Source organism: Faecalicoccus acidiformans (assembly GCF_014202635.1).
Classification (GTDB): Bacteria; Bacillota_I; Bacilli_A; order Erysipelotrichales; family Erysipelotrichaceae; genus Faecalicoccus; species Faecalicoccus acidiformans.
The window spans coordinates 42,267-58,589 of record NZ_JACHHD010000001.1 but is presented as its reverse complement, the minus strand read 5'-3'; the positions used below and the strand labels follow the sequence as shown (position 1 = coordinate 58,589).

Annotated in this window: 7 protein-coding genes; all 7 read right to left on the bottom strand. The window is 37.1% G+C overall.

Going from position 1 to position 16,323, the window contains the following annotated elements; all coding sequences use genetic code 11:
- Positions 1–90: 90 nt before the first annotated feature.
- Genes HNQ43_RS00270 through HNQ43_RS00240 form a run of 7 tightly spaced genes read right to left on the bottom strand, consistent with a single transcriptional unit; the run spans position 91 to position 16,246 of the window.
- On the bottom strand, positions 91–741 hold the full coding sequence (locus tag HNQ43_RS00270) for a hypothetical protein (RefSeq protein WP_183373714.1): 651 nt from the start codon (positions 739–741) through the stop codon (positions 91–93).
- An 8-nt stretch (positions 742–749) separates the two neighbouring features.
- A complete protein-coding gene (locus HNQ43_RS00265) occupies positions 750–3,830 on the bottom strand; it encodes an AAA family ATPase (RefSeq protein WP_183373713.1) in 3,081 nt (1,026 codons plus the stop codon).
- Between the two features lie 11 nt (positions 3,831–3,841).
- Positions 3,842–4,621 carry a hypothetical protein gene (locus HNQ43_RS00260; RefSeq protein WP_183373712.1) on the bottom strand — a complete coding sequence of 260 codons (780 nt, stop codon included), beginning with the start codon at positions 4,619–4,621 and terminating at the stop codon, positions 3,842–3,844.
- Complete coding sequence (locus HNQ43_RS00255; RefSeq protein WP_183373710.1) at positions 4,614–7,103, bottom strand: DEAD/DEAH box helicase; 2,490 nt, start codon at positions 7,101–7,103, stop codon at positions 4,614–4,616. Before HNQ43_RS00255 ends, HNQ43_RS00260 begins: the two co-directional genes overlap by 8 nt.
- Positions 7,096–10,464, bottom strand: a complete 3,369-nt coding sequence (locus tag HNQ43_RS00250; RefSeq protein WP_183373708.1) for an SNF2-related protein — start codon at positions 10,462–10,464, stop codon at positions 7,096–7,098. The genes HNQ43_RS00255 and HNQ43_RS00250 overlap by 8 nt, the downstream gene beginning before the upstream one ends.
- Positions 10,465–10,476: 12 nt before the next feature.
- Positions 10,477–13,140, bottom strand: coding sequence for a hypothetical protein (locus tag HNQ43_RS00245; RefSeq protein WP_183373706.1), 2,664 nt, complete (start codon positions 13,138–13,140; stop codon positions 10,477–10,479).
- Between the two features lies 1 nt (position 13,141).
- The gene (locus tag HNQ43_RS00240; RefSeq protein ID WP_183373704.1) at positions 13,142–16,246 is read right to left on the bottom strand and encodes a UvrD-helicase domain-containing protein; all 3,105 of its coding nucleotides are present in this window, start codon (positions 16,244–16,246) and stop codon (positions 13,142–13,144) included.
- Between the last annotated feature and the right edge of the window lie 77 nt (positions 16,247–16,323).

Genomic DNA, 16,323 nt, shown 5'->3' with positions numbered 1-16,323 from the left:
TATGTGCTACTTAAGTATATCTTGTTCTTGTCTGAAAGTCAACCGAATCCTATTGTAGCGGGAAGCGGGTGTTAACTCTAACAACTCATATTACGAAAATTTAAGTCTAATACGCGATTCCAAACCTTCCTGTCTTATCCATTCAAGTACTACTTCATTCAAATCATCGATAGTTGCTTGTCCTGTATTCATTTTTGTTAAGAATGATATGATACCATCATCTAGATTGAGGCTCTGAATCAAAGTCTTTGCTTCACTTAATGCATCTTTTAAATTACTTAATCTATCTTTATCATCTCCCCATATTTCAGCAGATTTTATATTAGATAAACATTTGCCTACTTTTTCTGTGTCGATTGCATTAATAGCTTTTAATGTACTGGTTGTCGTAGAAGTGATATGCGTGAAATGTGAACTCCACTCTTTCTTTATGGCATTCTGCACATTTTTTAAAGCTGTCTGTGCAGAAGCCAAAAGCTCTTTGTCTGCAAAACCCGACTTAGTCACTTCTTGCGTTGCTGCCAGCATACCATTTATTTGTATTTTAGTGCCTGTGCTGACAATAAAGCCAAGCTCTTTATCTGCATAGTATATGGCATCAATTGCTTGATGCATTTCTTTTACAAACGCCTGATATTTTAGATCTGTTGCTTCTTGCTGAGCCTTGTTCGCTTTTATCGATTCTAAGCGGCGAAGCTCCTTCATCTCTTTGATCTTTCGATTCAATAAATCAACTATCATGGTTCACCTCACCGCAAACTGGCAACTATACTCAGATCTGACTCAATAGTTTCTGATTCTGAACTATATTGATTATCAGTCCCTAAATTTTCGCCAACAACACCAAGTGCACTTTTTCTTACTGCAATACGCTGATCCAACTTCTTGACATCCCCATCTAGTGTCTTAAGAAGATCAATAAGAGGTTGCATTGTCGAAATCGGATCCCCTGCGAATGTCATCAGGATATTCAGCACATCATCTTCAGGCAATATTAGCCCGACATCATTAATGGCTTTCGCAATTTGCTTGACACCTTTTTTTACTGCATCTGTTGACGCAACTGCAATGTTTATCTGGGTTGAGTTTATTTCTCCATAAAAACTCTTTGCCGTATCAACAAGTTCAAGAATATCGTCTTCTTCTATTTCATCGCTATCAAAGTGATCATATATTATCTGGATCACATCTCTCGCCTTATCGACTTCTGATCTTGAAACATCTTTAATCCGGTCAGATATATCCTTTAAATAATTGAAAACATCACGACGAAGCTTTACAGGATCTTGTAGCTGCATGGTTTCTTCAGCTACTTCAAGCCTGTTAGTTTTCACTCTTCTGACCATCTTTGACAATTCTGGCTCATCTAAGACAACAACTGTTGAACCGGAACCTTGAGTGATGTTGAAATACTGCCTGATTGTTTCTTTATTCCTTGTATCCGCTCCATTCCTGGTAATAAGTGAAACCAGTCCATTCCATTCCTTGCTATGGCAATTGTTAGTCTTAGTACTTGTGGTTGATTCAAACAAATACTTTGTAGACAAGTTTTTTAGGCTATGCTCTCTAAACTCTCCACAGAGAATCAGTCTATACATCTCTGCAGCAATAGCAGCTTCAATATATGGTGTTTTTGATTCTTCAACTCTATCGCTTACTGCTTTAACAACACTATCTTTAATTTTTGACGCCCACGATGTCACCAAAAAAGCATCGAGATCTGAATCCGGATAATTCCAACTCTGATTTCCAAATTCTCTCCATCTAATAAAAGCAGTTATAACATTCATTGATTCCCAAGAAGCAGGCATTTGATAAAAGCCTGATCCTTTGGTTTGTCTTTCCAGACAGAGTAGTTTTTTGGAAGATTTCACTTTGTTTATATTGTCATCAGAAATCCCTTCAACTTGCCAATTAATAGTCGAGAATAAGAATGAGCACATATCCTCCAAAACAGCTTTTCTTATGAGTCCCGTAACACCTCCTGTAGCGGAGTAATCAATTTCTTTTCCATTACTCCACTCAGTTAAAATAGCATTGGCCTTGCTGACCCTTTCTTGAACTGCTACAGGAACAGTAGATACACCCGTTGTGACGTCCGGATTATCCTGCTCGTCTCCCGAATTATTTTCTTCTTGATTTGGATCAGGCTCCTTTACTTCACTAAATTTGAGAGTTGGAAGCCCTAATTCTGTAAGAATTGATTCTGGGACACCAGAAACATACGTGATATCTTTTTTGGTGTATTGTTCTGGTTGCCCATTCCCCCATATGCAAAGAATCCTAAGTAAACGATCCGCTAAAGCATCATCCTTTATCTGGTTATGAATACCATAACTTAAAGTGGTATTCACGTTTACCAAGTTATACTTCACACTTGGGAAATTTTCAGAATTATTGATTATGTCGTTTACAACAGGTTCAATTATATCTCGAATGATATATCGAGGTGTTTGATGTCCTTTTGTCAGCCCATAGTTATATAAATACTTGATGCTATTCTTTGTGAATGGGTACAAACACAGTTTTTTCCCAAATCCGATTGATACATATTCCCATTTGGATCCCTGTTTCACTTCATGTACAGGATAGTCTGCAGGATTAGCATGATTATTTAGCCACGTATTAACAACATCTTCTGTTAATGACATTGTATTTACATATCTGCCAACAAACTCAAATAATTCGTTGTCGTCAAAAACATCACTGGGGATATATACGTACTGTGTAATTCTATCTTTGTGATTATCACGGAAGTTATTCTGCAGATAGTTGCTCGTTGTGCCTACGATTGAAGAGATACGACAAAGATTATCTGCTGCATTCATTCCTGTATGCTCAACAATTAACGCATCCAAAAGAGCATCATCAACACCTGTAAACGATGTAACGTCTTCTATAAACAGCGTCAAGTTCTTCTCAAGGCGATACAATTCTTTCCTGATATCTTGGAATATTTGCCTAAAATCGCCTGGCTCAATTCCTGCACACCGCTGAATAACATCATTCACAAATTGGTTCAAATATGAGGCAAGTACACTAGCAGACTCTGCACCACTTTCGTCAGCCATAAGTTCTCTTGCCATTTTTTCAGCTTTAGGATCAGCACCAGCTCGATGAATATCCTCAAATAAATCTGCAGAAACATAAAAGTCTTCCGGAAGGAATTGAGCAATCGTATCACGGTCAACAAGTGTATGTTCAGCGATCTTTGAATACATCCGTTCAATCGGACCTTTCTCTGACATTAAATGATCATGAACGACTTCATTGTTCAAGAACGCTTCTAATCTCTTCCGTTTGACATTTGTAATCTTAATTGGATGACTGTCATCGTCATTGTGCAACTCAATTATGAAATTATGATAAATCATGTCTTTGAGTTTGTTCTCATCCACAAAGACAGATGCCTTAACTAACCGCTCATAGATTTCTCTATTTGCAATTCCTTTGACTTCTGGTTTCTCTAACAGCTGTCGAATTGTTCCTTTTAATGTATTGTCGCTTCTACGAATAAACAAAACAACTTCATTATCAGGCTTTACTTGTTCGAACTTTGCTTCAAACCATCGAATCAAATGAGACTTTCCTGTACCGCTCTGGCCATAAACAGCAATAAACTGATGCTGATTATTCGGATTAAGTACATATTGATCAAACACTTCTTCTTCGGAATAGTTTTTCCCACCTGACGGAAGGATGTCAAACTTATTAAGAAGATGCAATCTATTGATAGCGACATGCGTAGCAAGGAAATCACCTTGTGAAGCAGTAATCGAGTCGGGTTTCACAACATATGAAATCCGATCTCTAGCAATATTTATATCCATAAAGGTGCCTCCTATTTACTAATGGTAATGTTTGTAACAGTTCCTGTAATCGCATGAGCTTTTAACGGATATAAATTCCATATATCTTCTTGATCCAATATGTGCTCTAATTTGATGCAACCGGAATCATGAAGAGCACGAAGTCCATTGGATATGCCATAGTTAATCTTTCGATTCGATGGATTCGTATCAATCACAATGTTGCAATAAGGACGTAAGCGCTCGATAAACTCTCCGAAAGAATAACGTTTTTTCTTCTCAAAGCCCGCATTATCAATTAAATCCTTTAGAAATACATCTGCATTAGGTATTAGAAACATGTCTTGAAGATAGCCAAATCCCAAAAAAGACACCCAGAACCTCCAGGCGCGCATTGCCATAGCATCTACTGGCCTTCCTATCAACTGACTCATCTGTGGCGCCATCGCAGCAACATTTTTCTCACCATTAAGGACTTGATTACCCAAACTATAATAAGCTGAGGTAACTTGATAAAACTGTCCGTTTTTAAATTGCTCAAGCTGTCCATTGATATATTTCCGCATGCTTTCAATCGACTTTATTACTTCCGGATTAACCGCAAGCGAAATCATATTGTCAGAAATTGAGATAAGTCTTAATTCTTCAGCTGCATTTCTATAATCCGCGTAATATGAAGAACTATTGTGCAGGAATTCCGGCTCCATTCTCTCCTTTAAATTGGAACTAGAAATCGGCCTCTTTTCGACAATTTTGCAAAGTGTAAATACCCTTTCAGGTATTGCAGGTGTTGCCATCCGATCATTAAACATACTGACCACCTTCTTTCGAGCATATTACATTTATAGGCATTACAGGTCCATCAATTAAATCTGTGAAAGCCTTATTTAGTGATTCGAAGTATACGTTTTCTTTAATAATGTGAATCAAGCGAATGAATGATTTATTAGAAAGATACTGTCTCACCATTTTTAATTGATTATAGACATCTCCCTCCTCGCCGCTATATACAATTGCGACTAAACCTGAGACGTAATAGTAGCACGACTTCGACATAAGATCCCTTAATTCACTGCAATCTATTACCAACAAACTGTTTCCCGAATGGCTGGCAGAAGCCCCCTCGTTCAGCTTTAGATCCGATTCTGTAATTAGAACAGATAATCTCTTCTTCTGAAGCTCTTCTATCAAAAACATTCTTTGCTTTTCATCCGCATATACTACCATTTCATAAGCCGGCCCAAATAATGCCAGCTGATCCATCGCAAGCTGCTTCACAGGTTGTGTAACTGGTCTTTTTAATGAGAATTCATAAAAATCTCCTTCAATTGCCTCGTTGTGTGCATCACAGCCAGCGCAGTATTCTGATACTTTATCGTATGTTTCATAGAACATTTCCGACCAGCAAGACTTCCCGCTTTGCAAGATGGCCTTTTTAATTTGTTTAAATGCCTCATTATAGTAATCCCATTCTTGAGTACGAATAGATTCAATTTTCTGTTGCAGTGCATTATCATTCGTTCTAAGTAAATCGTCATTTATGCTTACCACAAATATGTAATTATCGTTTTGTGGTAATACTTCCATAATGCTGATCATGTTATATCTTCTTAAAAGAAGCAGAACATAAATGTTCCAGTTCATATCTGTATCAGAAACCGGCGCATCATCAAATTCATCAACAACATTGTATTTAGGTTTAATTGATGTATTTATGTTTGTATAATTACCAACGCGGATCGAAAGAGGACTATTATACATGCTATCCCATCGGCCTATTATTTTTTCCGTTGTCAGAACTTTTTTGTTGATCCTATTAAATGTAATAGTTGTATCTTCCGGACAAATGCACATGACACTTAAACATGGTAGTTTATCTCTACCTCCACGTCCCAACTCTTGATAATAGGCATTTGGATTCTGAGGAATATACATATGGAGTACAGTTCTAACGTCACTTTTATCCACCCCGACACCAAATGCGGAAGTTGCAATCATTATTTCAAACTGATCATCGACCCATTCATCAATTAATTGTTCACGTTTCGCAGATGAGGTTAAACCCGTAAATGTCCTCGTATTGTTAATTCCATTTTCCGAAAGATACGTTTTAATCTCCTCAGCATCAGAAGGTCTGGTTACATAAATGATCATTGGATGAGGTAGTTTCTCAACCAGTTCAATCATTTTTCTTTTCTTATCAGTGAAAGACTTTGCTTTTATCAACATATAACGCGGTTCATGTCGAAGCGCATCACAGCGGATCTCTATCCATTTATCATCGGTAGCGAAGAAATCCTTCAAAATATCTATACAGCGACGTTCATATGTTGCAGATAAGAGAAGTGTTCTGAGCCCAGGATTAGTCATCATAAGTTTCCTGCGCCATGATTCTAAGCATTGATAGTCAACACGAAACGATGCGCCCCAATCGACTACAATATGAGCCTCATCAATGATAATGTTCTTCAAATATCGCTGCTGATTAGCAGTCTTTATGGCATCGGAGAATCTTTGATTCTTTATAAGTGCTTCCGGAGAAATGAATAGTAGCCTGGCTGTCTTATTCTTTATTGCATTAATAATCGGTGAGGCATCTACACCACTGCTATAATGAAAAATCTCTTCATCAGCATTCTGGGTGTGAATGATTTCTTTTGCTACGCGAACCTGATCCAGCGCCAATGAAACAGTCGGAACGATTGCGACTGTTAGCCCAGTACTTTGATATGCCAAAGTTTGAGTTATTAAGCTTTTCCCCCCGCCTGTAGGTAGAGAAACCAGTGTCGTATATCCATCAGGTGTATTCAAAGCACCATAAACAGCCAATTTCTGGTTCATTGTTTTAAACTTTGAAAACCCGGTTATTGAATAAACAAGAGGGTCTGTCAACAAATCATACCCTTTGTCAATCAGTCGCGAAGCATGATACCCTTCCAGATAAACTTGCTTAACAAAGGTCTCATTTACATATGTGGGAAGCTGATAGCTAGCAAAGTACTTTCCAGAATATTCATCTTTGTTAATCGAAAATGCATTATCAGGAGAAATAATAATCTCATCAAGACGAATGCTTGTCTTAAATATCAAAAGATAATCTCTTAAAGCAATCAGAAAATCGTTATAGAATTTATGATGCTTTTCATACAAATCAAAAATGTATTTTAACCGCTTGATTGTTCGCATCTTAAATCTATCTTGTGATGAATAATCGATATCAACATCAACCACAAGATCTTCTCTTCTTTTATTGAGATATTCTTCGACTTGTTTTACAAGAGTATTCTCATCCATTGCTTACTTTCACCATCCAAACAAATGCGGCAGAATCAAGGCTTATCCTGGGGCGTCTAATTGCCTCAAGGATAATCTCTTGTTCCCTTTTCAACTCGTCAATCTGCTCATTGTCAATTCCATAAAACTCACCGTTTGCAACCCGAGCTGAGAGAGTTCTTTCCATCTCTTCTTTAGCGCCTCGAATATTAGACCGGTGCTTAAACTGTTCAAAAGCTTTTTCATATGCAGCTTTTCTTGATGATTCAATTAACTCAATCCAATTTTCTTCTTGGTATTGCTTTTTGAACCAATCAATGTTTGTTCCTGTTATTATTTCTTTCAAATACCTCGCTTCTCTACTGCGTTTTCCCAAATGGATGGTTCGTTCCTTTTTAAATCCGGAATTGATTATTTGTAGATATTCGCGGATGATACTAGAATCACTGTGTGACCCCTTATTATCAATGCTTATAGGAATAATCACCTGTTCTGACATCAAATAGCTTCTATATGGGCTTAGAGCATAAATAGATACTCCTTTGTCTAAAAGATATGATTCGTCTGGCATTAAGGACCATGTAAAAATCAAACCTCTCCAGTTTATTCCCGCAGGAGTTACAAATGCACTCGAACATCCTTTACAGGAATGCATTGCATTATTAACTATGCAATCAAAGATCTCATCACCTGGAGCGAAGAAATGAAGATAATCATTTTCAATTGCCACCTTCCGAATAAAAGTACCTTTAATTGATCGATCTTGATTTTTAATGGATTTACTCTTGTTGTATGCTTCCTGCACTCCGTTTAGGAATTTGTTTTGCTCACTACTTAAATAGTCATTCCATCTGGGCGGAATCAGCTGAGAATTTATTGCTGACTTAGGTGAGAATGATGCAGCAGTATATGTTAATACTCCGGCTTTATTACTGAACCCTCTAAAACCTGCGAGACTTGCCCAGTTTGTCATTGTATCAGCAAAAAGTTCATTTTCATTTTGCGCATAGTAGTCCGTCAAGCGTTTAAGCTCTGCGTACATTGGACGAAATATAAAACTCGCAGCATCATAGTTTTGTTCTTTGCGAACCGTTTCTCTCATATCATCCGCAAGTTTTATTATTGTTGGGATTCTATCAAATAGCCCAAACTTAAAATCGTTCTTTACGGCAGAGATAATCTCCTGATTAATATCTTTCATGATTATCTCCATACCGCTTAATGACTGGTTGAAAATCTTTAGGCCTTCATTCCAAAAGCTAAATAGTGCCTCCTCAAAGGTTCCTTCAGTATGTACGACAACGGAATTAACCACAGGGCGAGACATATCTCTTTCCAAACGGTCCAAACGGCCGATTCGTTGTTCGATAATATTTGCATCCCAGGGTAAATCTATATGCACTATATAATCAGCACATTGGAAGTTGCGGCCTTCACCTCCGGTATAATCACAAAGCATAATTCTACATGCTTTTTCGTTTTGGAATCGAAAAGCATTCAGCTCTATTTCTGCAGCGGACATATCCGCACCGAAAAAGCTTAATTCTTCTTCGCCAAAAACCTTCTTTAAAACATTCCGATAAGCACTAAAGGTCTCTGCATAATTTGTGAAAAGTACAATTTTTTCCTCGTATAGTTCTTCATAAAGAAGGTTGATCACTGACATTATTCGCGTCGAATAATAATCTTCAAATTTGTCTGGATCATCTAAAATATCAGAGATATTGCCTAATATTTCATCTTCAAACTGCTCCCAATTCTCAGCATTAGTTTGTATCCTTAAATCTTCTATTTTCGTCTTCTTGACAAGCCTTTTCAAAACAGCATTAAAAGCCCATGGCGAGCTAAAGAAAGCTCCCATAAGCGGACGAACAACTGTATCTATATCTACTTGCTGGCCGTTTCTGTTTAGCCAGTCTGTTAATAACTGATAACAATAAGATTCATATGTATTTTTTTCTTCATTCAGCTCATATTTAACAGACGTCAATTCTCGCGTTGGAAGAAGCCTTTCACCGCTATCACTATTCTCTAGTATTTTTCTCCTGTTTCTAATAATGCTATTCTCGATTTGATAATTACTGCAGATATAAGAAATCAGGACTTTAGTTTTGTAAATCCCTAAATCAGGATCTTCATATTTAATCTCTTCGAGTAGTTGTTCTAACTTTGGATCATTTAAGCTATCACAGATATCTTCCAAATCGTCATGGATTTCATCAAATAACTCTTCACAATCCTCTGAACCATGCGGATCCTTATTATCAGCCAATACATTTTGGTATTCTTCCTCAAAATCACTTAGGTCATCTAAAACCAAAGCTGTTTTTTGGATAATCCGCCCCTGCTTTTCAATCAAATCACCAAATCTATCGATACTATAACCGTCATATTTTTCTGGCTGTAACAGTCTTAACAAATCCAGATATTCTTCTTTTCTTTGTTGGACAGGCGTTGCGCTTAATAATAAGATGTTCTTTGCATTTGAACTTATACTGTGTAGAAACCTGTAATAATCCTTAATCTGAAGATAGCGATGCACTTCATCTACAATCACAAAATCCCAACTAGCTTTGCAATCTGTGTTAGATAATTCAGAGATGCTCTTAACAATTATGCTATTATTGTTTTTTCCGCTTCCCAACGGAATATTGAATTTTAATAACAACTCTGATTTCCACTGCTCTTTTAAGGTTTCCGGAACAATAATTAGCGCATTTTGATTGGCGCGACTCTGCATGAAAATCTTCATTACGGAGACAGCTTCTATGGTCTTACCCATACCCACCTCATCAGCCAGCATGTATCTGCAAGGAGATTCTTGTAGGCATCGCATGATTGTGTTGATCTGATGCGTAAGTAAATAAATCTTTGAGCCTGCCAACTCCTTAAACCCGTAAATGGAATTATCAAGAATATTCATACTTCTTGAAACAACCGCATGACCCAAAAACCAACACGGGTTTTGAAGCTCATACTTCTTAAGTTGAACAGAGGGATCAACTTTACCATTTGTCAGTGAGGCAATGATTTCCTTCTCTGATACGCGAAAAACTTCTTTGCTTTGAATATCCTGCACATAATAGTAATAGTATCCGTCATCGCCCTTCTTTTCGGCTGTTATCTGACAGACTCTGCCCGCATATACTACATCAGTCCCCACAAACAAACTGCAACGGACAACTGAATCCTCCGGAAATTCTATTACTCCTTTGGGAAGGTCTGAAAAGAACATACGATAGTTAAACGGATCATGGACTTTCACCGTTACCGTTCTTTTAAACTCATCTGTTCTCACCACTTGCCCACACACAAAGACTCTAGGGTCCGTTGCGCTCTCTATATCTGCCGGACATCTAACATACATTTTTTCGCCAAGCATAATTACCCCTCTTTAATTTGTCTCAGCATAATATGCCGCACAATATTCGCGGTTTGCACAATACTGACACCAAAGATCTGGTTCTTTCGAATATCTATTTTTCTTCAATGAATCCTCCGAGAAAACCTCTTTTAGTTTTTCTTCTGAAACATCCGGAAATTTATCTGCTAAAATGTTCTTCCTAAAAGTTCTTGGGTCTGAAAGCTGCTTGTGTATAAATAGTTCCCTAATCATCATATACTTCCGCTCCTCATTTTTGAGGATAGGAAAGCTCTTCTGTTTGCCATTTATTATTCGGCTTCGAATATTACTTATGGCATCCATTCTATTAACATTCTGTACATATGGGAAATACCGCTTTAATTCATCAAAAGCTTCATTCAACTTTTCAATTAGAATCGTCTCGCTTATCGGAACACCTTGAAGTTCTTCTTTAACCTGATTTTCAAGTAGAACTTCCAAATACTTCAGCAACAAGAAATCATCTCTATATACTGTCGTATTCTCAATTAATGACTCAAGTAAAAACCGATATTTACAGATCTTAAAGCGATAATAATCATATTCATCAAATTTTCCGAGGCTTTTCAAGCTAACACTAATTTCAGGTAAACTTTCTAAATACTTCCCTGTTTTTTTATCTTCATGCTTTACTCGTTTTACACCTAACATTTTTAGAAGATAATATGGTTCTCGCTCTTTATCTCCATCACGTTTAACATAGCTTAGTTTAAACTTTGCTCGATTAAATTCTAACCCATATAATAGAGCATACCGTTTAAAGTTCTTATACTCTTTTCTTGACCTGACAAATGCCTGGTATTTCCAATCAACAGGTTCTTGAGCGACCTCAAAGAAATCCCCATCTAACGGCCAAGGGAAGTTAGATCTATTAACAGAATCAATATCTTCATCTGTAAGGCACGCAAAGTGGTATACAGTGTTTTTATTCTCAGCTAAACTTCGAATTATATCGCCATCGATTTGCTCAAAATTTCTGACTATCCAGTTCGCGCTCTTTCCAGGTTTTGTTTCCTGGACAAGGTAAATCGACATAGTCGCCTTTAGGCACTCAAAGGAAGCTGATGCATCAATACTTTCGACTTCTTCTAATCTGGCCAATACGCGCCTAATAATGTCTGAGAATTCTTCACCTAAATCTCGACCAATTAATACGTCATCCTGCAGGTAACGTTTCAGCTTCTTATAAAACTCTTTAAAGTTGTGTGGCCGTTTTTCAAAATCCTCATAGAAATATGCCGATAGTTCGTCTAGATCTTGAAGCGCAGATTCCAATAATTCCAGATCATCATTTGTTACGGTATAGTAAGAAATATGGCTTACATATTCCTTCTTCGTAGGATCAGTTAGGTGCTTTTTGTTTTTTCGAACCCTTCTTATTCTGCCAGTCATCTCATCTATCGAGGTACAGCCTTCGAACAATGCAGCGACGCTTTCAAAAATGGATGGCAATTGACCCAAATGATTTTCTTTCAGAATGCCCGCATCTAAACATTCTTTAATATCATTAATATCTGTAATTACCAGTTCGTTCTTTGCAGAATCCCACATGTTGGCAACCGCAATAAAGAAGTGTCCGAGTGGATAGTTTAAGAATTGCCTTTCTCCGAACTGTTCAGGGAAGTATATTTTCAATATATTATTTGCCGAACTATCAGCTGCATATATTTGCTCGCTCATATTTCCCATCGGATTTGTAGGATCTGTTTTTTCAGCCCTGGCAAATATATCTGCAACATAATTTGCAAACTCAGTAGTATTATCAAATTCAGTGATCTCAAAAGAGTTACCGAAATTCAGACTGTCAATATCCCCATTTATAAGTTTTCCAAGATTATCTGCCAGCAGATTCCCTTGAAAGCTTGCTGGATACTCCATGTTGGGGTGAAATTCTGCTCCGTCAAATTCAACTATAGGGCAATCAAAAGTTGAGTATATGTCTATCCATGTTTGATAGGCATTTTTGTATTGCGGCTGATAGTTGAATAAAAGGATAACTTTTTTGTTTTCTGCAATCTTTTCAATTGCTCTTAACATAATGGGAGAGAATTGATGTACCCCATGTATTACAATCCGATCATTTTGAATTATACTTAAGTCAATTTCATTGCCAGCGTATTCTGCCGCTTTTGCCATCGCCGAAGAGATCGACTTATCTATTTCCTCAATACTATGTTTTTCATCAATAGTAAAATCGGCAATTACGCCTGAATTGCTAATTATTCTATATATTTCAACGATAAATTTCTGCTCAGGAGTCAGCTTTTCCTCTACCACGTCCTGCAAGTTTATGTTCAACTCAAACATAATCCTGAGGCTTTCGAAAACCTCTTCACGATTGAAAAGGAAAGCGCTGGCCATGTTTTGTTGTAAGCTACCGTTGAGCAAAGTGGATATATTGTGCGTAATAATGTTGTCTATATCTGTATGCTGCTTAACTGCACAAGCTGTACTTGTCCAATATTCATACAACGCTTCAATTAGATTTTGAACCGTTGTAACACGTCCCTGCTGGAAGTCACTTTTATAGACATATTTCAAACCATTTACCAGAGTTTGAGATACACAAAAGTATGGACATGTCTTTATTTCATTCCAGTATGGTTCCGATTCCAGTCTGTATGGATCTTTATACGTATATATGGCTAATGACATATCAACCCTCCAGCAGTGTCTTCCAACTGATTCTTGTGTTGCTATCAAGATTATTAATCCACACGCAATTTCTTATCGCTCTCGTTAGAGCCACATATAATATTCTTGATTCTTCCGCTATCTGCTCTTTAACTTCGAGCATCTCATCATAGTAAGAATTCCTTTCTCTGACTTTATTTTCAAATGTCACTGTGTAGGACAACTTTGATTCTGAATAATTAGCATCAAGTTTTACTTTTTTGATATCACTTATATCATCATCTGTATAAGGCAGAATAACTGTCCCATACTCAAGGCCTTTCGAACCATGAATAGTAGTGCACAAGAACTGAATATCCTCATCATCAACACTTATTTCTCTAGCAAGCTGTTGTTGACGCGTCAGGATATTAATCTTTAAATACTCTGCTATTTGGTTTAAAGCCAGTGAGTCAATGCGTGAGTATTTAATAATGCGTTCTAGTAAGTATTCATAATTAGCCATGTAATATCTTTGCCCATCTGGATTCCTACTGTAGTGCTTCCACGGCTCAAGAGCATCATATAACTGCTTAAGCACATACAAAACCGGTTGAGTATATGCCTCATCAACAATTTGCTGCCATGATTTGCCCATTCTCACAGAAAAGAATTCATCTAAAATCCGGGTTAAATCTGTTTTGATTATTTCGCTTTCAGCACTTCGATAATACTGATAATCCAACGATAGATTCACATAGTTTGACTCTATAAAATTCACTAAGTGAATTGAAGAATCGTTATTGCAAAGTGCGAGTACCAACTTGTAAAGATCCTGCGTTGACTCAAGCTGGAAGAGAGCTCCTCCAGAACGAGTATCTATCCTAATGCCCTTTTTGCGGCCAGCTTCAACAAGTTTCTCAACCTGCCAGTTACTACGCACCAATACAGCGATCGTTCTTTCAGCTCTGCTTAGCTTTTTCTGTTTAAGTTGCTGTCTAAGTAAAGACTCTTGCTTCAGTAGAATTCCTATAAACGCATCAAATAAAGCGTCTTCCTCTTTTCCATGGCAAGGAATCATCACAAATAATTCGTTATCATCAATATCTGTATTGACATTGCTTGTTAATTGGTCTTCTGAAGAATATGGTAGATAGTCTTGGGCCCCCATCCCTTGAAAAACATCATCATATAATTCGAGAAGTCTTCCATCCGTACGATAATTAATATTCAAATGAAACACTTGCCAATCATATAGACAATCATCTTGTAACTGTTTAAATGCACTTAAACGAGCTCCGCGGAACCGATAAATACTTTGTTTTAAATCTCCTACAACAAACAGCCTGCACTCAGAATTCATTGCTTTTTGAAGCTTCTGAAAAACACGAATCTGAACGTCATCGGTATCCTGAAACTCGTCAATGAATAGGTAACGAATCTTCAGATCCTCTAGCTTTCCATCCCGATTTTTCAGGATCTCATTAAGAAGAATAATGCACTCCTTCAAGTCAATATCATTATTCAGATGAACGGAATCCATATACTCTTTTTCTGAAGGAACAATTACTTTTTCAATTATCTGATTAAAATATGGCAGAGAGTTTTCTACCGGAACCCCCATCTCAGAAGGCCTAATTTCATTCAAATTGATGCTTTTGTTTAGCAGTTTATCTGCAATTCCAATTATCTTTTTCTTTAAGTCATATACTGGAACCGGAATTTCATTTGCAAAATTCTTATTCTCTTCTTCCATTTCAGCAAGAAATTGACTGAGATACAAATCATAAATCTTGCCGCGAAGATATTCATTTGAGGCTATTCTGAACTTAGTACCAAGTCCTGTGTATAAAGATGATTTCCTTATAATATCTAGAGCAAAACTATGTATGGTGGAAATATGTGCCCGATCCGTATCTTCTATGAACTTTAAGTAACGCGGATCTCCAGTAAGGATGAAATAGTTCACAAACATTTGCTTTAGCCGAACCTTCATATTGTTGGCAGCATCGTTGGTGAATGTGACTAGCGCAATTTCTTCTTCAAGATTTGAGATCGACTCAATTTTCTTGTTGCAAAGATAAGCAACCCTGGAAACCATCGAAAAAGTCTTACCTGTTCCTGCACCCGCTTCAACAAGGACGTTTTCTGAGGTTGAGGCATGTTCAACAGAATACTGCTGAGCATTGAAAGAAGTCATTGAAGCCAACTTTAAAAGCATCTGCTTATCATCAGCACCACACTCTCCTTCAATGATCGAAATTGGTTTAAGACAGATTTCATCTAATTTAGGGACATAATAAAGCTCTAGATTAAAAGCTCTTGCAAAATGATCACTACTCCTTAAGCCATCATGGTATCCAAGCTCTAACGAGTTCCCTTGTGGGTCTATATTTTTCTTTTTAAAGGCCTGGTTAAAAGCTGCAACAAGGTTCTTGTATGAATCAGACTCTTTAATAAAGAGAATTCTTTTCACCCCAGCAAAATACTCATTGATAATGCTCTCAATATCATTTTCATCAATCGAGTCTAAGTGAGTAGAGAGTATGGAGTATACACTCTTCTGATAAATCGGCTGTTTATCTTCTTCAAGATTAACTTCCCAATCTCGACGAAGTTTAAGCACTAATTCTCTTGTTAATTCTGCATGCGGAATATTCTTTGAAGCATTATATGCATCAAAAATTTTCTTTAAGAGTTGTTCCTGATTATCTAAGTCTTCTTTAAAAATCGTAAATTTTTCTTCGGAAACGATATCTAATCGTTTGCTCTTATACTCAGCCTCCGAAATAAATGGATAGCAGACCATATCAAATACCAAAGGACTCACATTATGCTTCTCAACTATCTTGTTGAGGAGTGCAAAACGATAAGCTCTTGACTGCTTTTTAGGTGAACGCTGAGGCTTGTCATAGCCTTCAACAACTATCTCATCGATTCCGTTGACACAGATTTTATCGCTCAGCCAACCTTTCACCTCTATAACCAAGACACCATAGTTTTCCATCAACAAACAAAAGTCAAATTCTCTTCCATTTACTTCGCGGTTGTGGTAAACAATCGTATCATTTGGTAAATATGATTCTAAACATGACCATAGTTTTGCCTCACCATGTAAAGTAGGCTTCTGATCTATCATCTTAGCCATATTCAAAATCCCTCCTGATAATCTAATTTCGCATAAGCATCAATATGGACTCTTTTCCAAATAATAATTACTTAGAA

Bases quoted from the DNA above. Each gene is read 5' to 3' on its own strand.
- HNQ43_RS00265 (WP_183373713.1), bottom strand. From the start codon at position 3,830: ATGGATATAAATATTGCTAGAGATCGGATTTCATATGTTGTGAAACCC.
- HNQ43_RS00260 (WP_183373712.1), bottom strand. From the start codon at position 4,621: ATGTTTAATGATCGGATGGCAACACCTGCAATACCTGAAAGGGTATTT.
- HNQ43_RS00240 (WP_183373704.1), bottom strand. From the start codon at position 16,246: ATGGCTAAGATGATAGATCAGAAGCCTACTTTACATGGTGAGGCAAAA.
- HNQ43_RS00250 (WP_183373708.1), bottom strand. From the start codon at position 10,464: ATGCTTGGCGAAAAAATGTATGTTAGATGTCCGGCAGATATAGAGAGC.
- HNQ43_RS00245 (WP_183373706.1), bottom strand. From the start codon at position 13,140: ATGTCATTAGCCATATATACGTATAAAGATCCATACAGACTGGAATCG.
- HNQ43_RS00270 (WP_183373714.1), bottom strand. From the start codon at position 741: ATGATAGTTGATTTATTGAATCGAAAGATCAAAGAGATGAAGGAGCTT.
- HNQ43_RS00255 (WP_183373710.1), bottom strand. From the start codon at position 7,103: ATGGATGAGAATACTCTTGTAAAACAAGTCGAAGAATATCTCAATAAA.